The organism is Rhizobium sp. PAMB 3174 (genome assembly GCF_052908375.1).
Genome location: NZ_CM128608.1, coordinates 1504906 through 1526454, shown reverse-complemented (window position 1 = coordinate 1526454; position 21549 = coordinate 1504906). Strand labels below are relative to the sequence as shown.

The window sequence follows — 21549 nt, the reverse complement described above, 5'->3', positions numbered from 1 at the left end:
TCAGGCCGACCCGGACGCCCGAACATTTCAACCCCGCCCCTTGAGGCGGGGTTTTTATTGGAACTCGAAGATCTGCCGGAAAATGCCCGGAGCGATGACCGACAGCGGATTGATCAGGAGGTCCGGGTGATCGAAGCTGCCGGTCAGCTTGAAGGTGATGCCAATCACGCCCTGATCGTTGCCGTTGCCGAGAATGAGCCCGATGATCGGCAGGCCGGTGAACAGCCGGTTGAGACCGTAGGCCGGCATGAAGGTGCCGGTCATCGACATCTGCCCCTTCTTGTCGCGCAGGACACCCTGGAAGGTGGCGCCGATCTGGTCTCCCCGCACGACGCCGTTCTCGATCGTCAGAACGCCCTTGTTCGAATTGATCCGGGCGAAAGCACGCTGGAAGCGCTCGCTGCTGACGTCGATGTTGCGCTTGACAGCGCTGTTGAGGCTCTGGCCATCCTTGCCGGTCGGCGTTGAGACGAGTTTCTGCAGGCGTTTCTCGTCCACGATCCGGAACTTGCGGATGTCGACCGCTCCGCTCCAGTTGTCCGTCCGCATGCCCCTGATCTTGATGTTGAGCAGACCTTCCTGCATTTGCCGGTAGAGATCGGCGAAGCGTGCCATGGCGCCCGCATCGCCACTGGTGATCTGCACGAAGGGCCCGCTGGCATCCGAAGCGGTCTGGATGACGAAGGCCGCCCCGGTATCGGTGACGGCCGATGCCGACACGGACTTGATCGTCGTTCCCTCGGCGGAATACTTGAAGTTTGCGGCGCTCAGCACTTCGCCGTTGAAGCCGATGAGCTTGCTGAGATTGGCGGTGATGCTCAGGCCGAGTTCACCCTGCGCAGCCGTCTCCTCGCCCGTCTTCAGCTTCTGGAGCACGGAGCGCATGTCGGCGCTCTGGCCATCCACCCGCACGTCGTAACCGCCACTGACCCGCTTGACCTTCAGCGCATAGCGATCGTCCTGGGAAAGCCGAACATTGTCGAAGTCGGCTGAAATGAGGCCCGACTTGCCGATGGTCAGATCGCCGGTGATGCGGAAACCGTCGCCGTTCAGGTCGAAATCGCCGATCTCGCTGCGCGCACCATCCTGCTTCAGGTCGAAGGTCGCGATCGCCTTGATGCCTCGGCCCTTGATCCAGTCGATCCAGGGCAAGATCAGCGCCGCCTTCGTTATGTCGACGGAAACCGACTGCCGGCCTTCGGTGCTCTGGTCGACGTCGATCGTCAGCGGCCCGTCGATCAGCTCACCAAGTCCCGGCAGAATCCGGTTGCGGTCGTCATTGTTGAGCGTCAGCTCGATCTTCCGGCTTCGCTGGACCTTCGACGTCGACTCAACCGGCTCGATCGCCGTCAATTGCATCGGCGCGCCGTCGAGATTGCCCTTGGCATCCACCTTGGCCACCTCGGGCGTAATGTCCAGCGTTCCGTCCAGATTCGTCAGCCAGTGACCGCTGAACTCCTTCTCCAGATCGACGCCGTTCAAGGTCATGACGGTATGCCATTGTGGCGGCGGCGGATCCTGTTCCGGAATGAGGCCGAAGGTCGCGTCCACCTTGGCGCTGATCTTGCCGGAGAAATCCGACGGCACGAAACCGGTCCGCTCCAGCGCCCCGATGGGCTTGTAGGTGGCAAGTTCCGCCACCCCGTCTGCGGCACCGGACACGTTGATATGCATGTCCGCCATCAGCGGCTTTTCGTAGGTGTTGGCGATATTGAACTGGCCACCGTCGAGGGAGACCGACCGCCCGGACGGGAAATAGGACGTGCCGTGATCGATATCGACCGTCAATTTCGGACCGTTCAGGCTGAAGTGACCGGCCGTGTCCCGGATTGGCGGGATATTGCCGGCGACGTTCATCCGGACATTGTCCACGTCGAAACTGATCCTCAGTTCGTTCTCATCGAGATCCAGCGGCTCCGGATAGATCGACATCCGCCCCGCGGGAATGAAGACGGCCAGGGACGCGTTGGTCACATTGCCGCCGAACAGGTTCTTGTGCACCCATTCACGCGCCTTGGACGCCATCCAGAACGGCCAGAGCTGCTTGACGACGGACGAATGCAGCCGCGCCGCGCGCATGCCGAAGGAAACCTGCGGAGATCCCTCGCCGAAGACCATCCGCAGCGAACCCGCCGCCGCACCGCGGGCGCTGGAAATCACGATCTGATCGGCGGCAAGTTCCATGGTCTGCGTCAGGAACTGGCCGGAGAATTTCGCATCGAACGGCACGGCCGCCTCACCCGCCGTTTCCGTATCCGCACTCGCGCCAGAGAAGAGAAAATCGAACCCGAAGCCGCTGCGGCCATCATCGCTCAGCCGGTCGAGATCGATCACCGCGCCGCTGAACGGCAGGGACGTATCGCCGAACACGCCCTTCGAGGATTTCACCTCGAGAGAATGCTTCTCGTTGTCATAGGCGGCATTGATTGTCAGTTCCGGCACGTCGACGGGTGTCCAGCGCATATAGAAGCGGCCATCATCGACCTTGGCGGACGCATTCACTGTCGCCTCGCCGCCGCTCTGGCCACGCTCCGCCGTCAGCTCCACGCTCAGCTTGCCCGTCGCTCCCTTGATGATCTCGCCCTGAGCGTCGAGCAGTGTCAGGAGTGGCCCGAGCGCGGCGCCTTCGAGGCTCGCCTTGAGACTTTCGGCCCGGCCCTTCGTGGTGTCGGCCAGAATGGACAGCGACGCCTCGTACCCGCCGATGTCGAACGTGCCATTGAGTTCCACGTCGCCCGGTTCCGGCTCCTTGAGACTGAGCTCGGACATGATGACCGCCTGCGGCCGGCCACCAAGCGCCTTCATCATCATGGTCACATCGGAGATGCGCAGCACCGAAAGTCCGCCCCGGCGCTTGATCGCCAGAAGCTCGTCAAGCTTGTTGAACAGTTCCTCCGTCAGCTTCGGAATGCCGTCGACCCTGATCTTTGCCCAGTCGAGCTTTCCATCGCTTTGCCAGATGGAGTTCCCGACGACGATACCGCTGGCATCGATCGAGGAGACACTGAGCTGGCCGCGGGCAAGCCGCAGAGGGTCGAGAACCAGCCGGACCGCGCTGATCTTCGACGCGGCACCATCGCCCTTGGCGAGAGTGACGTCCCGCGCCTCCAGCGCCAGGCGCCCGTCGGAGGTAAAACGCAAGGCGGTGCTGCCGATCGATACCGCATCAGACGTGCCGACCGCCTGCTGCAGCAGTTTCTGAACGCGGTCATTCAGGCTCTTGTCGAGGACGCCGTTTTCGAGTGCCAGAAAAATGCCGGTCAGCCCGATGCAGACCAGGGTAATCACGATCAGAAACCCGCGCACCACCCAGGAGGACCGGTGTCGGGGTTTTCTCTTCGGCGGCAGGCCGTCGGCCCGCCTGTCACCGCTCTCGGGAAGCACGTCCAAGATGTCTGACTCCCGATGGTGCTCTTTGCGAAAAGCGTTCTGGTCATGGAGCTGGCCCATACCGACCGAGCACCTCCCAATTTTATGCTTCAGTGTCACTCGTTCGTATGGACGAATACCATAGCATGCCTATATCACCGGAAAGAACTCCCATCACAATAGCGGCTCGAAGAAAGGTTGGCGTCAGTGACCCTCGAAACAGGAAATACCGCCCCCAATTTCACACTTCCTGCGACCGGAGGAAATCCCGTCACACTGTCAAGTTTCCGTGGAAAACCAGTCGTCATCTTTTTCTATCCCAAGGACGACACCTCCGGCTGCACCACCGAATCGAAGGACTTCTCCAGCCTGCTTCCCGACTTCAAGGCGCTTGGCGTCACGGTCATCGGCATTTCGCCCGATTCGCTCAAAAGCCATGAGAAGTTCGCCAACAAACACGACCTTTCGGTGACGCTCGCCGCAGACGAGGATCAGGCCGTGCTCGAAGCCTATGGCGTTTGGCAGGAAAAAAGCATGTACGGCCGCAAATACATGGGCGTGGTACGTACCACGGTTCTGGTGGCACCGGACGGCACGGTGGCCAGGATCTGGCCGAAGGTGAAGGTCGCCGGACATGCCAAGGACGTTCTCGCCGCCGTGCGCGAATTGCGCGCCTGACTGCCTGATGACTGAAATCCCGAAGATTTCCTCGCTCCGACAGGGCGCGACGGCCGCCATCATGGCGACGGACCTGGACGTGAAGACGGAGCTGGCCCAACGGACCGCCACGCTCTGGCAACAGCGCCGGCTGTCGCTGCGGTCGCCGCTTGATCCTTCCATTCCCGAGCGCCCCGGCCGGCCGTCCAAGCCGGATCTCGTACCGCCGACGCAGATGAAGAAGCGGTCGCTCCACAGCCTGCACGGCCGCATCGCCCTGCTGCATGCGATTGCCCATATCGAGCTCAACGCCGTCGACCTGGCGTTGGACATCGTCGCCCGCTTCGCCACCGAGAAGGTACCCTATTCCTTTTTCGACGGCTGGATGCAGGTGGCGTTCGAGGAGGCCAAGCATTTTAGCTTGGTACGCGAGCGGCTGCGGGCGCTTGGCGGCGACTACGGCGATCTGCCGGCCCATGACGGGCTGTGGCAGGCCGCGCATGCGACGAAGAACGACCTGACCGCCCGCCTCGCCGTCGTGCCGCTGATTCTGGAGGCGCGCGGGCTCGACGTGACGCCCTCGCTGCAGGAGAAGATGCGCGAGACCGGGGACATGGAGAGCGCAGCGGTGCTGGATGTCATCTACAACGACGAGAAAGGACACGTCGCCATCGGCGCCAAATGGTTCCGTTTTCTCTGCGCCCGCCAGTCGAAGGATCCGGCCAGAACCTTCCACGAGCTTGTCAGGGCCAATTTCCGCGGCCCGCTGAAGGCGCCGTTCAACGATATTGCTCGTGCAGAAGCCGGCCTGACGCCCTCTTTCTACCGCTCGCTGACATCCACCAGCCACGCCTGATCGCACCGCAAAGCAAGCGCGAAACCCGCCCGGCAAAGCTTTGTTAACCTTAACGGTGTGTAATCACACCAAGCTCGAGATGAGGAATCAGCAGTCCGTGCGGGAGTAACAGTCAGTGGCAAACGGCGCAAAAGACCAGGTCTTCGGCAAGCGAAGCAAGCAGCATGTGCTGATCCTGGCAAGCGGCAACGACATTCGTCACATGACGATCAGGCCCTGGATGCTGGCCCTTGGCGCATCCTTCGCCGGCGTGATGGCCATCGGCTACCTCGCCGCGACATCCTACCTCGTGTTCCGGGACGATCTGATCGGTGCGTCGACGGCCCGCCAGGCCCGCATACAGCACGCCTATGAAGACCGGATTGCCGCCCTGCGCGCCCAGGTGGACCGCATCACCTCCCGACAGCTCCTCGACCAGCAGGTTGTCGAGGAGAAGGTGGACAAGCTGTTGAAACGCCAGCAGGCGCTGACCAGCCGCCACGGCAAGCTCGACCTGCTTCTGGAGCGTGCCTCCGCCGATCTGCCGTCCAGCAACGTCCCCGTCCCCGCCGCCAATCCCCGCCTGCCCGAAAAGCAGGCGAACGCAACCGGCGCAGAGGCCATCGATACGCTGCTGGGCCTGAGAACCGGGGATCAGCCTCCGACACAGAAGGCGCTCGGCTATGCCCCCTTGCGGGAAAGCATGGCTGAAAAGGCCGACCAGGCCTTCTCGAACGTATCGCTGTCGCTGAAGACCATCGAAAGCGAACAGATTGAAAGCATCCGGACACTGACCGCCGGCGCATCTGAGACGGCCAATGCCATTGCCGGCATCCTGCAGAAGACCGGGATAAGGGTGAAGGGTACTTATGCCAACGGCTCTGACGCCGCGATCGGCGGACCATACATTCCCACTAGTGCCCAGATGAACTTCGAAAGCTCCATCAGCGCGCTCGACGGCGCCCTTGCCCGCCTTGAAACGATGCGCGACAAGGCGCGTGAAATCCCGTTCGCCAGCCCGGAACCTGGACGGCCGATAACCAGCCGGTTCGGCACGCGCAAGGACCCCTTCCTCGGCACGATGGCGCTGCATGCCGGCGTCGACTTCCAGGCACCGACCGGAACTCCGATCCGCCCGACCGCGCCGGGTCGCGTCATCGCCGCCGGGTGGGCCGGCGGCTACGGACAGCGCGTGGAGATCGACCACGGAAACGGAATCACCACCCGCTACGGTCACATGTCGAAGATTCTCGCCCATGTCGGCCAGATGGTCGACGTAAACGACGTGATCGGCCAGGTCGGGTCGACAGGGCGCTCGACCGGATCGCACCTGCACTACGAGATCCGCAAGGGCGGTCAGGCCGTCGATCCGATGCCCTTCATCGTCGCAGGGCGGGAGCTCAAGAGCTACCTCGACTGATTCCCAAGTCATCCCGGCCACACAGGGGCATGGGATTGCGGTAATGTCCGCCGTCGGTGGCTGCGCAACGTAAATTTCCGTTACGTGAAGTGTTATATCAACCAAATCCGGCATTGACGGCCCGAAACTGGCCGATTTCCTTGACTTCCGGGCATTTTCGGACTATTCCGCCGACACATATCTGGCATAGACGCCTGATAAAGACACATTCGTGTTCTTAACAACCGAACGGAAAAAGCTTCCATTGACCTCATTTGACGATCTTGGCCTCAGCCAAAAAGTACTCGGCGCGGTCGCCGACGCAGGATATTCCACTCCCACTCCGATCCAGGAAGGTGCCATCCCGCATGCGCTGCAGCGGCGGGATATCTGTGGTATCGCCCAGACCGGCACGGGTAAGACGGCATCCTTCGTCCTGCCGATGCTGACGCTTCTGGAAAAAGGCCGGGCTCGGGCGCGCATGCCGCGCACAATGATTCTGGAGCCGACCCGCGAGCTCGCCGCGCAGGTGGCGGAGAACTTCGAGAAGTACGGCAAGAATCACAAGCTCAACATCGCGCTTCTGATCGGCGGCGTGTCGTTCGACGAACAGGACCGCAAGCTGGAACGCGGCGCCGACGTGCTGATCTGCACGCCCGGCCGCCTGCTGGACCACGCCGAGCGCGGCAAGCTGCTGATGACCGGCGTCGAAATCCTGGTGATCGACGAAGCCGACCGCATGCTCGATATGGGCTTCATCCCGGACATCGAGCGCATCGCCAAGATGATCCCCTTCACCCGTCAGACGCTGTTCTTCTCGGCCACCATGCCGCCGGAAATCCAGAAGCTCGCCGACACCTTCCTGCAGAACCCGGTCCGCATCGAGGTGGCTCCGCCATCTTCGACCGCCAAGACGGTGACCCAGCGTCTCGTCGCCACCGGTTCGAAGGACTACGACAAGCGCGCCCGCCTGCGCGATCTGATCCGCGCCCAGGACGAACTGAAAAACGGCATCATCTTCTGCAATCGCAAGAAGAGCGTTGCCGACCTGTTCCGTTCGCTCGAGCGGCACGGCTTTGACGTTGGTGCCCTGCACGGCGACATGGACCAGCGCTCGCGCACGACCATGCTGGCCAATTTCAAGGATAACCGCATCAAGCTGCTGGTTGCCTCGGACGTTGCCGCACGCGGTCTCGATATTCCCGACGTTAGCCACGTCTTCAATTTCGACGTGCCGATTCATGCCGAAGACTACGTTCACCGCATCGGCCGCACCGGCCGTGCCGGCAGAAGCGGCAGCGCCTTCACGCTGGTCACCAAGGCCGACACCAAGTATCTCGATGCCATTGAAAAGCTGATCACCCAGAAGATCGAATGGCTCGATGGCGACCTGACCACCGTCACTCCGTCTTCGGACGACGCTGACGAAGGAAAGGGCCGCGGTCGTGAACGCGATCGTGACCGCCGCAGCAAGGGCCGCCGTCCGGCGGCTGAGGCCACCACTACCACCACCGAGACGACCACCGGCAAGAAGGCTGAAAACGTGAAACAGGCTCGCAACACCGAAAATACGACGGAATCCGCAGCCCGCAATTCGCGGCCAAGGCCCGCAAACGACGATCACCGTGCACGCCGTAGCCGCAATCGCGACAACGACGACGGCCCGACCCCCGTTGGTTTCGGCGACGACATCCCCGCCTTCATGCTGGTCGCCGCCAAGGCCTGATCATGCTCGGCAAGCCCGGTATTGATTTTCCCGGATTGGGAACCGGCTTGGCCATTTTGCGCGACAACAAGATCCTGCTCTACCGGCGCCTCAAGGCGCCGGAGGCCGGTTACTGGAACATCGTCGGCGGCAAGATCGAGCATATGGAGCCGGCCGACATCGCGGCAGTCCGCGAGGCCGAAGAAGAGACAGGCATGCGGATCGGCAGCGTCGAGCACCTGCTGACCACGGAACAGATCCTCGAAGACGACCGGCAGCATTGGGTGTCGCTGATCTATGTCAGCCGCGACAGCCAGGGCGAAGCACGACTGACCGAACCGGACAAACTGAGTGATTTCGGCTGGTTCGAGCTTGATGCCACACCGACGCCCCTGTCCGCCTTTGCAATCGCTGCCATCGCCGAACTCCGCAAATCCTGACGAAATGAATGAAAAGCCGCACCGGTTGGACCGATGCGGCTTGTTTCGTCATGAAAATGGAATGTCGTCTCGGGAGAAATTAGCAATCGCTTAAAATTGCTGCGATGCACAAACTTTATAACGCGGCATGGCCAACAGGTCAACGAATAATCACCTTCGGAAAAATAACATTCCCATCAGTGAATTCAGACGCCTTCTAGCGCCGATGACAATGGCTACTTGCGCGCCCGCAGCGCCGCCTCGTAGGCCAGCCGCACCCACTTCGCCATGATGTCGGGATCGTCATAGGCATCTTCCGGTATCGACCAGTAGGGCATGGCGACAGGCTTCCGGCTTCTGTTCGACTCGTAGACCCATTGCACGGCGCCGGCGGCCTCGAATTCGTGTTTCGTCTCGGCGTCCGCCTTCAACAGGATCGCACCGTCGAGTTCGATCGCGAAGATCTCGCCGGCGTGATAAATGCCCTTCCCGCCGAACATGCGCTTGATGGTGATTGGCGCAAGGGAGACGAACATGTCCTCGATGTCGGTATTATCCATGGATGATTTCCCTCAATTCTCCGCCTGCTGCGAGAAGAGCCTCCGGCGTGTCGACGTCCTGCAACGCCGCCGGCCCGATATCGACAAGATGTACCGGCAGGCCGCCGGCGGCAATCACGCGTCTCGCACCCTCATCACCACCAAGTGACATGATCACCCCAAACAAGGACCGCGGCAGCACCACAGGATTGCCCGGCCTGTCGCCATCGGCGGCACGAATGATCGCACGACCACCGTGATCGACAAATCGGTCGCGCAATTTCCCGAGTGCCACTGCGCCGACATTCGGCATGTCCGCCAGCATGACGATCACGCCATTAACGTCCCGAAGGGCCGGATGCGCGAGGCCCATCTGCAGCGATCCGGCCATGCCCTCCGCATGGCCCGGATTAAAGACGATCGACACCGGCAGGTCCCGAAGCGCCGCTTCCACCTCTTGGGCCCGAAATCCCGTCACAACGACCACCGGCCCCACCCCGCTCGCAACCGCTTCCGCACAGACATGCCGAACCAGAGGCACGCCCGAGAAGCCGCAGAGCAGCTTGTAGGGAGCGCCCGGCCCCATGCGGCGCCCCTCGCCGGCCGCGAGGATCAGGATGCCCGTCTCCAAGATCAGGTCTCCTGGCGCTTGCGCAGGCAGGCGATGATCTCCGCCATGATCGAGACGGCGATCTCACCCGGATTGGCCGCGCCGATGTCGAGGCCGACCGGCGCATGAATGCGGCCCGTCTGCTCGGGCGACAGCCCAAGGCCGGCAAGGCGTTCGAGCCGCTTCGCATGTGTCTTGCGGCTGCCGAGCGCACCGACATAGAAACATCCGATGTTCAGCGCCTGGCGTATCGGCTCGTCATCGATCCGCGGGTCATGGCAAAGCGCGATCAGCGCGGTATAGCGGTCCAGTGGCTGTCTGGACAGCACCTCGTCCGGCCACTCGGCGAAGAGATCTACGCCCGAGAAGCGCTCCGGCGTCGCGAATGCGGTGCGCGGATCGATGACCGTCAGCGAAAATCCCGCGGCGGCCGCAATGGGAGCCAGCCTCTGGCTGATATGGACGGCGCCGATCGCGACCAGCCGGATCGGCGGGAAGTGGACGTTCAGAAAGAACGGTCGGCCATCGATCTCGACGGCCTTCGAATTACCGGACCGGAACGCCTCGCCGATGGCTCGGCCGAGGTCACCCGTCACTTCGTCGCCGTGAGCGACGACGCGATCCCGACCGTCTTCAAGGTCGGTGACAAGGACGGCCGCAACGCGCCCGCGCCGGGCCGCGTTCAATTTCTTCAGGTTGACGGGATCCATATGCCTCAGCCGAGCCTTTCGAGATAAACGCGGATGCGGCCGCCGCAGGAAAGGCCCGCGCGCCATGCCGTTTCGTCGGCCACGCCGAATTCGAGAATCTTGGGTTCGCCATGGCGAATGACGTCCAGCGCTTCGGCGATGACATCACCCTCGACGCATCCGCCCGAAACGGAGCCGTGAAACTCTCCGGCCGAATCGATGACGAGATGGCTGCCGGCCGGCCGCGGTGCCGACCCCCAGGTCTCGACGACGGTGGCAATCGCCACCTCGCGGCCCTGTCCCATCCATTCCTCGGCAATCATCAAGGGATCGTCGCTGTCCACGCCCTGCATAACCCGGCCCCGCAAACTGTCGTCTGAAAGAGACAGCCTACAGCGAGCGATACCCCCGGTCCAGATAGATCAGCGCCTTGTCCTTCTCGCCGAAATGGACGCCGAGAACCTCGCCGAACAGCACCGTATGGGTCGCAAATGACTTCATGTCGGTCAGGCGGCAATCGAAGGCGACCAGCGGGTCCTTGAGCACCGGCGCGCCGGTCGCGCCGACAATCCATTCGGCTCGTGCGAAGCGCTCCTCGCTTTCAAGCTTTTCCCGTCCGGAAAAGGCGTCCGCCAGGCTCTGGTGACGCGCGGCAAGCGTGTTCAGCGCGAAAACGCCGCTTTCGAAGAAGATGCGATTGCTGGGGTTGCCGTTGTTGAGGCAGACCAGCACGCTTGCCGGATTGTCGGAGACCGAGCAGGCTGCCGTGACGGTCACGCCGCGTCGACTACCTTCGTGAGCGGTGGTCACGATCTGCACGTGGCCGGCATACTGGCTCATCGCGTCCCGATAGAGAACCGGATCCAGTTTCTGTCTGTCCAACACGCGCCTCTCCTTGGCTGTCAAATCGCCACTCCCTTACATAAGCCCCGAAAGTATGAGGTCAAAGGGTTACATTTTCCACAACACAGCATGCCGATAACGCATTGCCGGGCAAGGGTTGAGCCGCTATGTCTTGCACATGCAAGCCGGGTTCCCTGCCCTCGGACAAAACCCTCTATCCAATCTCGGGAATTGCCTGCCAATGGGCCGATTGTTGCACATTCCTGCCGCGTTGCTGCTCACCGTTTGCGGCACCGTTGATGCATCGGCCGCCGTTATCGGCGTGGTCGCGCCGCAGTCGGGAACGTTTGCCGTCCTGGGCAAGCAGATCACCGATGGCGCAAAGGTGGCAGCCACCCTTGCCGGCAACAGCATCATCGTGATCGATGAGCCCTGCGACACCAATGCCCGCCCACAGATCGCCGAAAAGCTCGCCGCCGCCAAGGCCGAAATCGCCATCGGTTTTCTCTGCGGCGAGACGATCACCGTCGCCATGCCGGGCATGAAGGACAAGGGCATTCCCGGCATCACCGTCTCCGTGCGCTCCGAAATCGCCATGGAAGACGCAGCGCGCGACGGCTGGCCGTTGTTTCGTCTGGCGCCATCCGACAGGCAGGAAGCGGACGCGATTACCAATGTCATTCTCGATCGCTGGGCGGATGAGGCGATTGCGCTGGTCGACGACGGCACCATCCGCAGCCGCGAACTGACGGCCGCCGTGCGCGCCGCGCTCGAAAAGAACGGCCTCGATCCGATCTTCACCGACACCTATCGCCCGGGCGAGGAAAAGCAGGTCGCCCTGGTGCGTCGGCTGAAAAAGGTTGGCGCCACGCACGTCTTCGTCGCCGGCGACCGCTCGGATATCGCGATCATCGCCAACGACGCCAAGAGCGACAACATCGCCATGACCTTCTTCGGCGGCGATGCGCTGAGGGCGGCCGATGGCCAGGTGTCGCTTCCGGACGGCGTCATGGGCGTCGTCCTGCCGCTTTATTCTAACCTGCCGGAAGCTTCCAAAGCGGCGGCCGCATTGCGTGACAATGGCAGCGAGCCGGAAGGATATGCCCTTCCCGCCTATGCCGCCGCCGAGATCGCCTCCGTCGCCCTTTCCGATGCGGCCGGCAGCAAGCGGCCGATTGCAGACGTTCTCGTCGGCACGACCTTCAGCACCGCGATCGGTAAGATCGGCTTTGCCGAAGACCACAATCTGGCGGAAAATCCTTTCCGCCTGCAGGTCTGGAAGGACGGCGCATTTCGCGATCTGACGCCCTGACAGGACCCGGATCGCCGCGTCTCACCCCTTGGCCGCCACGCTCACCAGCCAGCGCCGGATAATCGCTTCATCCTCCGGGCCGAAGCCGTCGAACAGATCCGCCTCGACCGCATAGACCCGCTTCTTGGCCTCGGCGAGAAGCTTGCGCCCCGCAGACGTCAGTTCCAGAACACGGATCCTGCCGTGCACCGCGTGCGACTTCTTCTCGATCGCGCCGGATTTTTCCAGGTTGCCGATCGTGACGCTGACGGTCTGTGGCGTGAGGAGCGCAAGACGGGCCAGATCGGCATTGTAGTGGCCGGGATAGGCTTCGAGCATGGTCATCAACACGAACTGCGGCATGGTGATGTCGAGGTCCGACAGCGCCGCCTCGACACGGTTGCGGTGGGCGTGCGCGGCCTGCCGCAGCAGATAGCCCGGATGCCCGTCCTCACCCCGCTTGTCTTCACCCGGTTTGGGAAGTTTCGCCACCCTCGCCCCCTTGAATGTTATCAGTACACTGATATGTTATTCGAACTCTGATATCATTGCAAACTGCCAAGGACGATCCAATGTCGCACCATGCCGAACACGTCTCCTACAAGACCTTCACCACCACCGCGAAGGACGCCTATGCCGGCCTCTCGGCCCTCTCCAAGGCAGTCAACGACGCCGGCATGGACAAGGCACTGACGGAACTGGTCAAGATCAGGGTCTCGCAGATCAACGGTTGCGCCTTCTGCCTGCAGTTCCACATCACGCTGGCCCGCAAGCTTGGCGTCGAACAGCGCAAGCTCGACCTTGTCGCCGTCTGGAAGGAAGCGGGCATCTTCTCGGCGCGCGAGATGGCAGCGCTTGCCTGGGCCGAGCAACTGACCACGATCGCAAACGACCCGGTCCCTTCGGACGCCTATGACGCCATGCGGCAGGAGTTTTCAGAAGAGGAAGGCATCTTCCTGACGGTTTCGATTGCCACCATCAACGCCTGGAACCGTATCGGCGCCGGCCTCGCCTTCGCCCCGCCAGCTCTCTGACGCCGTCGGGCGTCACCCCAGATAGCGCTGCAACCGCTCCTGCAGGGTGCCGGTGTGCAGCTCGAACAGATGATTGTCATGGTCGTGGAAATAGATGGACCGGCCTTCGCCTGCGACGCGCGGCCGGCTTTCGCGTAATTCCAGACCGAGCACCCTGATCCGCTCCAGGCACTGATCGTAATCCGCCTCGGCGATCTTGAAGGCGATGTGATTGTAGCTGCGCGACGGCAGCGGCTCGCCTTCCATGATGGCGATCCACAGCGCCGCTTCGCCTTCGCCGACCAGGAAGAACCGCTCCCTCGACAGCGAGAAGGTCTTCTCGCCACTGTCATAGACCCGTCGAGCGCCGAGCACGGTCACCAGCACCTCCTCCATCCGGTCGAGATCGGCGACGATAAAAGTCATGTGGCTGAGGCCTTCGATAGCGGGCGTATTCCGTTCCATCCCTGCACCTTTCCATGTGGGGAAGACGCCGGACAAGCGGCTGCCCGGCATTGCCCGCCGTTTCAGGCGGTGATATGGCACCGGCACATGCGTTACGGAGGAATTTCGCGCCGATGAGCACCCAGGTTCGCCTTGCACCGTCCATTCTCGCCGCCGACTTTTCGCGTCTGGGCGAGGAAGTCAAGAATGTCTGCGATGCGGGCGCCGACTGGGTCCATCTCGACGTCATGGATGGCCATTTCGTGCCGAACATCTCCTTCGGCCCCGCCGTCATCCAGTCGCTCCGCCGCTACACCGACAAGGTGTTCGACTGCCACCTGATGATCGCCCCGGCCGATCCCTATCTCGAAGCCTTCGCCAAGGCCGGCTGCGACTACATCACGGTTCACGCCGAAGCCGGGCCGCACCTGCACCGCTCGCTGCAGACGATCCGCGCGCTCGGCAAGAAGGCCGGCGTCTCGCTCAACCCGGCGACGCCGCTTTCGGCCATCGAGCATGTGATGGACGATCTCGACCTGATCCTGATCATGAGCGTCAATCCGGGCTTTGGCGGCCAGAAATACATTCCGGCGATGACCGACAAGATCCGCATGGCGAAGTCACTGATCGGTGACCGGTCGATCCATCTCGAAGTCGACGGCGGTATCACCGCCGAGACGGCACCGCTCGCGACCGCGGCCGGCGCAGACGTGCTCGTGGCCGGCTCGGCGATCTTCAAGGGCACTTCGGTTGACGATTATCGCAAAACAGTCGACACTCTGCGTAAAGCCGCGGAGGAGGCGGTCACACGGTGATGAGAAAGCTAACCACCGCCATTCTGTCTGCCGCGCTGGCTTTCCTGTCGGCGCCGGCATTCGGCGGTGATTTCTCGCATTTCCAGCTGATCGGCTTTTCCGAGGACGGCGGCATCTTCGCCTTCGAGGAATACGGTGTACAGGACGGCTCCGGCCTGCCCTATTCCAACATCTTCTTCATCGACACCGCCAAGGACCAGTATCTGCCGGAAACGCCTTACCGGGTGCAGATGAAGGAAGGCGACGACACCAGCCTCGCCAGCGCGCGGAGCCAGGCCTATGCGCAAGCCTCCGCGCTGATCGTCGAACACGGCATGACCGGCCATACTGGCGCAATCGTCGCCTTCAATCCGCAAAGCGAGCTCGGCACCGACGGCAAGGAGATCCGCTACCGGCCCTTCTCGTCCGATCCGCCGATCGACATGACCTATGCGATGAAGATCGAGGACGTCGGCCTGCCGCCCTATTCGAGCTGCAAGGACATCACGCCGGACAACGCGGCCGGTTTCCGTCTCACGTTGACCGAACGCGCCGGCAAGCCGGCATCCGAAGTCATCCACGAAGACGATCGTATTCCAGAAAGCCGCAAATGTCCGGTCGGCTACAGGCTCGGCGGTGTCGTCACCTATTATCCTCCGTCCCGCGATCTGTTGAACATCGCACTCGTCCAGGTTCTGAGCTACGGCTTCGAGGGCCGCGACGGCCGCTGGATCGCCGTCCCGGTTCGGCCCTGAATGGATGATGGAGACATCCGGCCGGCAAAGTCGCCTTCACGTTATCTGGCTGGCCTGATTGCTGGTGCATTGCTGTGGGCCATCGCCATGGACGCGTCCTCGCTCCTCGGCGTCTATCTGCGCAACCGGCTGGAAACACCGCATCTGTCGACCATTCTGCTGATCTTCTTCCTCGGTGCCCTGCCCGGCTGGATCACGGCGATCATTCTCTGTCAGCCGGCATTGGCCAGACTGGGAAGGATGGCAGGATTGGCTGCCGCATTCGTGGTATTGTGCGGTTCGACGATCGCATGGACGGCCTTTGCCTTCGCCATGCAATATCGCCTCTTCTACGCGCATTGGCACGACCCGCTGACCACCCTACGCGGCCTCTATCAGTTCAGCTTCACGACGGTGGCCGCCGTCTACCAGTTCCTGGTCCTCGGCACGCCGCTCTACCTGCCTGCCGGAATCCTGTGCCTTGCCGCCGCCAGCTTGCTGATCGCGCGTCGCAAGCGTTGAGAAATCCGGGAGCCTTTGCTAAAGCGGCACTCAATTGACGTTAGAACAGAAAGCCGAAGTCCAATGATCCCGCGTTACTCCCGTCCCGACATGGTCGCCATCTGGTCGCCGGAAACGAAATTCCGCATCTGGTTCGAGATCGAGGCGCATGCCTGTGAAGCTCTGGCCGAACTCGGCGTCATTCCGAAAGAGTCCGCCAAGACGATCTGGGAAAAGGGTGGCGCGGCGGAATTCGACGTCGCCCGCATCGACGAGATCGAGGCCGTCACCAAGCACGACGTCATCGCTTTCCTAACGCACCTCGCCGAATTCATCGGCCCGGACAGCCGCTTCGTCCACCAGGGCATGACCTCGTCCGACGTGCTCGACACCACGCTCAACATCCAGCTGACCCGCGCCGCCGACATCCTGCTCGCCGACATGGACAAGCTCCTGGCTGCGCTGAAGAAGCGCGCCTACGAGCACAAGGATACGGTCCGCATCGGCCGCAGCCACGGCATCCACGCCGAGCCGACGACGATGGGCATCACGTTTGCCCGCTTCTACGCCGAAATGGACCGCAACAAGGCCCGCCTGGAAGCCGCCCGCGCGGAAATCGCCACCGGCGCCATTTCCGGTGCCGTCGGCACCTTCGCCAACATCGATCCCCGCGTCGAGGAACATGTCTGCGAAAAGCTCGGCCTGAAGCCGGAACCGGTCTCCACCCAGGTCATCCCGCGCGACCGTCACGCCATGTTCTTCGCCACTCTCGGCGTGATCGCCTCGTCGATCGAGAACGTTGCGATCGAAATCCGCCACATGCAGCGCACCGAGGTTCTGGAAGCCGAAGAGTTCTTCTCGCCGGGCCAGAAGGGCTCGTCGGCCATGCCGCACAAGCGCAATCCGGTGCTGACCGAGAACCTGACCGGCCTTGCCCGCCTCGTGCGCATGTCGGTCACGCCGGCACTCGAAAATGTGGCCCTCTGGCACGAGCGCGACATCAGCCATTCGAGCGTCGAGCGCGCCATCGGTCCGGATACCACGATCACGCTCGATTTCGCGCTGAACCGTCTGGCCGGCGTCATCGAAAAGCTGGTTATCTACCCCGAGAACATGCTGGCCAACATGAACAAGTTCAAGGGCCTCGTGATGAGCCAGCGCGTGCTTCTGGCGCTGACGCAGGCGGGCGTGTCACGCGAGGACAGCTACCGCCTGGTCCAGCGCAATGCCATGAAGGTCTGGGAAAAGGGCGCCGACTTCCTCGAGGAACTGCTCGCCGACGAAGAGGTCCGGGCAGCCCTTTCCGAAGAGGAGATCCGCGAGAAATTCGACCTCGGCTATCACACAAAGCATGTCGACACGATCTTCAAGCGCGTCTTCGGCGAATAAGCTGCCAACCAAGTTGAATGGTCAAGGGCGCCCCGAACGGGCGCCCTTTTCCTATCCCTCATTGCGCAAGGGCCCGCTTGCGGGACACAACAACCCGGATCAGGCCTGAAATTGCCCTGTTTTCCGGCCTCTCCTCTTGACAATCGGGCATGCCGATTTCACATCCCGCCATCATGAAAGCATCAGAAGCAGACATTCTCATCGTTCCCGGGTTCAAGAACTCCGGACCGGATCACTGGCAGAGCCGCTGGGAAGAAAAGCTCAGCACGGCGCGCCGCATCCGTGAGGTCGAATGGCACAAGCCCGTCCGCGAGGACTGGGTGCAGTCGGTCGTCGATTCCGTCAACGAGGCGAACAAGCCGGTCGTGCTGGTGGCTCATTCCCTTGGCGTCGCCGCCGCCATCCACGCGATCCCGCAGTTGCGCAAACCGGTCGTCGGCGCCTTCTTCGTGGCGCCGCCGGATGTCACCAATCCGGAGATCCGGCCAAAGCACCTGATGACCTTCGGCCCCTATCCGCGCGATCCCTTGCCCTTCCCGGCCATCACGGTCGCCAGCCGCAACGATCCCTTCGGCTCCTACGAGCACGCCGACGACATCACCGCCGCCTGGGGATCGCTGCTGATCGATGCCGGTGAAGCCGGCCACATCAACGCCGAATCCGGCCACGGTCCCTGGCCCGAAGGCACCATGGTCTTCGCCCAGTTCCTCAGCCGGCTAAAAGCCCCGAACTGAGTTTTCAGAACAGTGTCATTTGCGCGTCGGGCTCCTTGAGCCGGACGCCCTCATGTTTGAGCAGGAAGGTCTTGCGTGGCAGGCCGCCGCCAAATCCGGTGAGCGAACGGTCGGCGCCGATCACCCTGTGGCACGGAATGACGATCGGCAGCGGATTAGCGCCGTTGGCCGCGCCCACCGCCCGGCTGGCGAGCTTGGTCTCGCCGATCCGTTCGGCCAGTTCGCCATAGGAAATCGTCTCGCCGAACGGGATGGCCTGCAGTTCTTGCCAGACCCGGTTCTGGAACGGCGTCCCGTCGAAATGCAGGTCGAGCTCGAACCGTCGCAACGTTCCCGAGAAATAGGCGGCAAGCTGCGATGTCACCTCACGGAGACATGATTCATCTTCCGTCCAGCCGTCGAGCGGTGCCACTGCCCGGCTGCCGGAGGGAAAGGCGATCAGGTGAACCTCCTCGTCCCTGCCGGCGAGAAGCAGCGACCCGACGGGGCTATCGACATACCGGTAGCTCAGATCGCGCCGCCGCACCGGCTTGAAGTCAAGCATGTGCAGCCTCGATCGCAGAAGGGCTTTCCGGCATCCGCCGGCGCAACGCGGTCGGCGGACGGCGGTAAATCTCGGAAAATGCCGCGTTGAAGCGCCTGAGACTGCCGAACCCGGATGCCTTGGCGACCGCGGCCATTGGCATGGCCGTCTCGTCGATGAGCCGCTTCGCACGCTGGATCCGGTTCGAGCGGGCAAACTGCACCGGGCTCGCTCCGAGATGCCGGGCAAACAGGCGCGTCAGCTGGCGCGGACCGATGCCGAGTTTGTCCGAAAGCGCCTCCACAGTGCCTTCGCCATCGAGCGCGCCTTCGGCAATCAGCTTCATCGCCCGCTCCACCGTGGTACGCGTGCCGTTCCAGGCCGGGCAGAACGGCGCCGTCTCCGGGCGGCACCTGAGGCATGGGCGAAAACCGGCCTTCTCCGCCGCTGCAGCGCTCGGATGAAAGGTGACATTCTTCGTCAGCGGCTGGCGCACCGGGCAAACGGGCCGGCAGTAGATGCCGGTCGTCTTCACGCCGATGAAGAACCGCCCGTCATAGTCAGGGTCGCGACGCAGTCGCGCGGCATTGCATTCGTCAAAATCAAGCATGCCGAAATGCTAGCCCGGAGCCGGAACCACGTCGAGGGCATAGTCCATGATGAGGTCCGGAAACGGCCAACTGCCGTCACGCCCCCGCCTGGACATCCGCCGTCGCCGCGATCAGCAGCGCATCGAACTTTGTCCGTAGCTCGTCATCGCCGGGATGCACCCCCGCAGCTCTCAAATCGCGGTCGACGAAGAGCAATGCGCCTCCATCCGGCCCCTGCGAAAAGCCGGCCTCGACGACCTCCAGCGCATAGGCCACCGCTTCTTCCCCTGACTTGCCGAGGAGCCCGGCGGCCCACAGCCCGACCAGCCGGTTACGCCGCGCCATGGCCCTGAACTTCATCTCCTCATCATGGGCAAACTTGCTCTCGTATGCCCGCTCCCGCCCGTCCATCTCATCCATCGGTGATCCTCCCGTGATCGCAGACGCCAACCCCAAGGGTCTCACATTCGGGCTGCGGTGGAAAGCGGAACGGTCCATTTCCCTAACGCCTTCGAAAGTGCTAGATTCGCAGTTATCTTGATGCGATGAGTCCGCCGCCTTCCGCAAAGGCCCCCGAGTCTATGAAAACCAGGGAAGGAATGTCAGCCGGATTGTGAAATCGAATCTTTTCGGATATGGACCGCTTGAGATTTCAATCGTGCGCCCGCTCCCAGGATGCGCACTAGAAAAGAGTATATCATATGAACCGTCGCCGCCGTATCTACGAAGGCAAGGCAAAGATCCTCTATGAAGGACCGGAGCCGGGCACGCTGGTCCAGTTCTTCAAGGATGACGCCACTGCTTTCAACAAGAAGAAGCATGAAGTCATCGATGGCAAGGGTGTGCTCAACAACCGCATTTCCGAGTACATCTACTCGCATCTGAACAAGATCGGCATTCCGACCCACTTCATCCGCCGCCTCAACATGCGCGAGCAGCTGATCAAGGAAGTGGAAATCATTCCGCTCGAAATCGTCGTGCGCAATGTTGCCGCCGGTTCGCTGTCCGAACGCCTGGGCATCGAGGAAGGCGTGGTCCTGCCGCGCTCGATCATCGAGTTCTACTACAAGTCCGACGCGCTCGCCGATCCGATCGTCTCCGAAGAACACATCACCGCATTCGGCTGGGCCAATCCCGCCGAGCTCGATGACATCATGGCGCTTGCCATCCGTATCAACGACTTCCTGAGCGGCCTGTTCCTCGGCGTCGGCATCCAGCTCGTCGACTTCAAGATCGAATGCGGCCGCCTCTACGAAGGCGACATGATGCGCATCATCCTGGCCGACGAGATTTCGCCGGACAGCTGCCGTCTGTGGGATATCGAGACCAAGGAGCGGATGGACAAGGACCGTTTCCGCCGCGACCTGGGCGGACTTCTGGAAGCCTATCAGGAAGTCGCCCGCCGCCTCGGCATCATGAATGAAAACGAGCCCGTGCGCGGTACGGGTCCGGTGCTCGTCAAGTAAGCAAGGAAAGAGGGAAAGTGATCAAGGCACGCGTAACCGTAACGCTGAAGAACGGCGTTCTCGACCCGCAGGGCAAGGCCATCGAAGGCGCGCTCGGCGCACTCGGTTTCGATGGCATCGGCCATGTCCGCCAGGGCAAGGTGTTCGATCTGGAAATCGACAACTCTTCAAGGGAAGAGGCCGAGGCCGACCTGAAGGCGATGTGCGAAAAGCTCCTCGCCAACACGGTCATCGAGAACTACTCGATCGCTATCGACTGATCCATAGATCTGCCTGCGGCTTGGTGCGCAGGCATTGCCAAAAGGTGCAAGACCGATGAAATCCGCCGTCGTCCAGCTTCCCGGCCTCAATCGCGACCGTGACATGATCGCCGCCCTGACCAAGATCTCCGGCCAGGCACCGGTCACCGTCTGGCAGACGGAAACGGATATTCCGGACGTCGATCTGATCGTCATCCCCGGCGGTTTCTCCTATGGCGACTACCTGCGTTGCGGCGCCATTGCCGCCCGCATGCCGGTCATGCAGGCGATCATGAAGAAAGCCGAAGAAGGCGTGAAGGTGATCGGCGTGTGCAACGGCTTCCAGATCCTGGTCGAAGCCGGCCTTCTGCCCGGCGCGCTGATGCGCAACGCCTCGCTGAAGTTCGTCTGCCGCGAAATCAAGCTCGAGGTCGCCAATGCCGATAGCGACTTCACCCGCGCTTACGACAAGGGCCAGATCATCCGCTGCCCGGTCGCCCATCATGACGGCAACTATTTCGCCGACGCCGAGACGCTGAAGGCGATCGAAGGCAACGGCCAGGTTCTGTTCCGCTATGCCGACGGCACCAACCCGAACGGTTCGGTCAACGACATCGCCGGCATCGTCAATTCCAAGGGCAATGTCTTGGGAATGATGCCGCATCCGGAAAACCTGATCGAAGCGGCCCATGGCGGCAATGACGGGCGTGGCATCTTCGCCTCCGCCCTCGACGTCATCGCAGCCTGATCGACAGAACCGCCAGAA

Annotated in this window: 26 protein-coding genes; 15 read left to right on the top strand and 11 right to left on the bottom strand. The window is 62.2% G+C overall.

What is annotated here, in order from left to right; translation table 11 throughout:
- Positions 1–54: 54 nt before the first annotated feature.
- Complete coding sequence (locus ACU5AY_RS07235; protein WP_446828966.1) at positions 55–3384, bottom strand: hypothetical protein; 3330 nt, start codon at positions 3382–3384, stop codon at positions 55–57.
- Between the two features lie 192 nt (positions 3385–3576).
- Here ACU5AY_RS07235 and ACU5AY_RS07230 point away from each other — a divergent pair, with 192 nt between their 5' ends.
- The 5 genes from ACU5AY_RS07230 to ACU5AY_RS07210 all read left to right on the top strand — a co-directional run bounded on the left by ACU5AY_RS07230 (position 3577) and on the right by ACU5AY_RS07210 (position 8405).
- The gene (locus tag ACU5AY_RS07230; RefSeq protein WP_446824044.1) at positions 3577–4047 is read left to right on the top strand and encodes a peroxiredoxin; all 471 of its coding nucleotides are present in this window, start codon (positions 3577–3579) and stop codon (positions 4045–4047) included.
- Between the two features lie 7 nt (positions 4048–4054).
- On the top strand, positions 4055–4882 hold the full coding sequence (locus ACU5AY_RS07225) for a ferritin-like domain-containing protein (RefSeq protein ID WP_446828559.1): 828 nt from the start codon (positions 4055–4057) through the stop codon (positions 4880–4882).
- Positions 4883–4997: 115 nt separating this feature from the next.
- Complete coding sequence (locus tag ACU5AY_RS07220; protein WP_446828558.1) at positions 4998–6281, top strand: M23 family metallopeptidase; 1284 nt, start codon at positions 4998–5000, stop codon at positions 6279–6281.
- A 244-nt stretch (positions 6282–6525) separates the two neighbouring features.
- Positions 6526–7986, top strand: a complete 1461-nt coding sequence (locus tag ACU5AY_RS07215) for a DEAD/DEAH box helicase (protein ID WP_446824041.1) — start codon at positions 6526–6528, stop codon at positions 7984–7986.
- 2 nt (positions 7987–7988) lie between these two features.
- Positions 7989–8405, top strand: coding sequence for an NUDIX domain-containing protein (locus ACU5AY_RS07210; protein WP_446828557.1), 417 nt, complete (start codon positions 7989–7991; stop codon positions 8403–8405).
- 215 nt (positions 8406–8620) lie between these two features.
- On the opposite strand, the gene ACU5AY_RS07205 is transcribed toward ACU5AY_RS07210, so the two are convergent.
- From ACU5AY_RS07205 to ACU5AY_RS07185, 5 genes are read right to left on the bottom strand one after another with little or no spacing between them, the layout of a single operon-like run.
- A complete protein-coding gene (locus tag ACU5AY_RS07205) occupies positions 8621–8944 on the bottom strand; it encodes a TfoX/Sxy family protein (protein WP_446828556.1) in 324 nt (107 codons plus the stop codon).
- Positions 8937–9554, bottom strand: a complete 618-nt coding sequence (locus tag ACU5AY_RS07200) for a nucleotidyltransferase family protein (RefSeq protein ID WP_446828555.1) — start codon at positions 9552–9554, stop codon at positions 8937–8939. Before ACU5AY_RS07200 ends, ACU5AY_RS07205 begins: the two co-directional genes overlap by 8 nt.
- A 2-nt stretch (positions 9555–9556) precedes the next feature.
- Positions 9557–10243 (bottom strand): XdhC family protein, encoded by a 687-nt coding sequence (locus ACU5AY_RS07195; RefSeq protein ID WP_446828554.1) that lies wholly within the window; start codon positions 10241–10243, stop codon positions 9557–9559.
- Between the two features lie 5 nt (positions 10244–10248).
- Complete coding sequence (locus ACU5AY_RS07190; RefSeq protein ID WP_446824036.1) at positions 10249–10575, bottom strand: XdhC family protein; 327 nt, start codon at positions 10573–10575, stop codon at positions 10249–10251.
- A 37-nt stretch (positions 10576–10612) separates the two neighbouring features.
- A complete protein-coding gene (locus tag ACU5AY_RS07185; protein WP_446828553.1) occupies positions 10613–11107 on the bottom strand; it encodes a flavin reductase in 495 nt (164 codons plus the stop codon).
- 199 nt (positions 11108–11306) lie between these two features.
- On the opposite strand from ACU5AY_RS07185, the gene ACU5AY_RS07180 reads away from it, so the two are divergent.
- On the top strand, positions 11307–12377 hold the full coding sequence (locus ACU5AY_RS07180; protein ID WP_446828552.1) for an ABC transporter substrate-binding protein: 1071 nt from the start codon (positions 11307–11309) through the stop codon (positions 12375–12377).
- A 21-nt stretch (positions 12378–12398) separates the two neighbouring features.
- Here ACU5AY_RS07180 and ACU5AY_RS07175 read toward each other — a convergent pair whose 3' ends face one another.
- Positions 12399–12848 carry a MarR family winged helix-turn-helix transcriptional regulator gene (locus ACU5AY_RS07175; protein ID WP_446828551.1) on the bottom strand — a complete coding sequence of 150 codons (450 nt, stop codon included), beginning with the start codon at positions 12846–12848 and terminating at the stop codon, positions 12399–12401.
- Positions 12849–12928: 80 nt separating this feature from the next.
- Between ACU5AY_RS07175 and ACU5AY_RS07170 the strand changes: the two genes are divergently transcribed.
- On the top strand, positions 12929–13390 hold the full coding sequence (locus ACU5AY_RS07170; RefSeq protein ID WP_446828550.1) for a carboxymuconolactone decarboxylase family protein: 462 nt from the start codon (positions 12929–12931) through the stop codon (positions 13388–13390).
- A gap of 12 nt (positions 13391–13402) precedes the next feature.
- On the opposite strand, the gene fosX is transcribed toward ACU5AY_RS07170, so the two are convergent.
- Positions 13403–13834, bottom strand: a complete 432-nt coding sequence (fosX, locus tag ACU5AY_RS07165) for a FosX/FosE/FosI family fosfomycin resistance hydrolase (RefSeq protein WP_446828549.1) — start codon at positions 13832–13834, stop codon at positions 13403–13405.
- A gap of 113 nt (positions 13835–13947) precedes the next feature.
- Here fosX and rpe point away from each other — a divergent pair, with 113 nt between their 5' ends.
- The 5 genes from rpe to ACU5AY_RS07140 all read left to right on the top strand — a co-directional run bounded on the left by rpe (position 13948) and on the right by ACU5AY_RS07140 (position 17965).
- Positions 13948–14628, top strand: a complete 681-nt coding sequence (gene rpe, locus ACU5AY_RS07160; protein ID WP_446828548.1) for a ribulose-phosphate 3-epimerase — start codon at positions 13948–13950, stop codon at positions 14626–14628.
- On the top strand, positions 14628–15362 hold the full coding sequence (locus tag ACU5AY_RS07155; RefSeq protein WP_446828965.1) for a DUF2259 domain-containing protein: 735 nt from the start codon (positions 14628–14630) through the stop codon (positions 15360–15362). The genes rpe and ACU5AY_RS07155 overlap by 1 nt, the downstream gene beginning before the upstream one ends.
- Positions 15363–15863, top strand: a complete 501-nt coding sequence (locus ACU5AY_RS07150) for a hypothetical protein (protein ID WP_446828547.1) — start codon at positions 15363–15365, stop codon at positions 15861–15863.
- A gap of 63 nt (positions 15864–15926) precedes the next feature.
- Entirely contained in the window at positions 15927–17231 is a 1305-nt protein-coding gene (gene purB, locus ACU5AY_RS07145; RefSeq protein ID WP_446828546.1) for an adenylosuccinate lyase, read from the top strand.
- A 173-nt stretch (positions 17232–17404) separates the two neighbouring features.
- Positions 17405–17965 carry an RBBP9/YdeN family alpha/beta hydrolase gene (locus ACU5AY_RS07140; RefSeq protein WP_446826064.1) on the top strand — a complete coding sequence of 187 codons (561 nt, stop codon included), beginning with the start codon at positions 17405–17407 and terminating at the stop codon, positions 17963–17965.
- Positions 17966–17969: 4 nt separating this feature from the next.
- Here the strand turns inward: ACU5AY_RS07140 and ACU5AY_RS07135 are convergent, their stop codons facing one another.
- The 3 genes from ACU5AY_RS07135 to ACU5AY_RS07125 all read right to left on the bottom strand — a co-directional run bounded on the left by ACU5AY_RS07135 (position 17970) and on the right by ACU5AY_RS07125 (position 19498).
- On the bottom strand, positions 17970–18509 hold the full coding sequence (locus ACU5AY_RS07135) for a methylated-DNA--[protein]-cysteine S-methyltransferase (protein WP_446828545.1): 540 nt from the start codon (positions 18507–18509) through the stop codon (positions 17970–17972).
- On the bottom strand, positions 18502–19098 hold the full coding sequence (locus tag ACU5AY_RS07130) for a bifunctional transcriptional activator/DNA repair enzyme AdaA (protein ID WP_446828544.1): 597 nt from the start codon (positions 19096–19098) through the stop codon (positions 18502–18504). Before ACU5AY_RS07130 ends, ACU5AY_RS07135 begins: the two co-directional genes overlap by 8 nt.
- A gap of 76 nt (positions 19099–19174) precedes the next feature.
- A complete protein-coding gene (locus ACU5AY_RS07125; RefSeq protein WP_446828543.1) occupies positions 19175–19498 on the bottom strand; it encodes a DUF1476 domain-containing protein in 324 nt (107 codons plus the stop codon).
- Between the two features lie 281 nt (positions 19499–19779).
- Between ACU5AY_RS07125 and purC the strand changes: the two genes are divergently transcribed.
- Genes purC through purQ form a run of 3 tightly spaced genes read left to right on the top strand, consistent with a single transcriptional unit; the run spans position 19780 to position 21531 of the window.
- Entirely contained in the window at positions 19780–20544 is a 765-nt protein-coding gene (gene purC, locus ACU5AY_RS07120) for a phosphoribosylaminoimidazolesuccinocarboxamide synthase (protein WP_446824024.1), read from the top strand.
- Between the two features lie 17 nt (positions 20545–20561).
- Positions 20562–20804, top strand: a complete 243-nt coding sequence (gene purS / locus ACU5AY_RS07115; RefSeq protein WP_446824023.1) for a phosphoribosylformylglycinamidine synthase subunit PurS — start codon at positions 20562–20564, stop codon at positions 20802–20804.
- 55 nt (positions 20805–20859) lie between these two features.
- Complete coding sequence (gene purQ, locus ACU5AY_RS07110; protein WP_446828542.1) at positions 20860–21531, top strand: phosphoribosylformylglycinamidine synthase subunit PurQ; 672 nt, start codon at positions 20860–20862, stop codon at positions 21529–21531.
- The last annotated feature ends 18 nt before the right edge of the window (positions 21532–21549 follow it).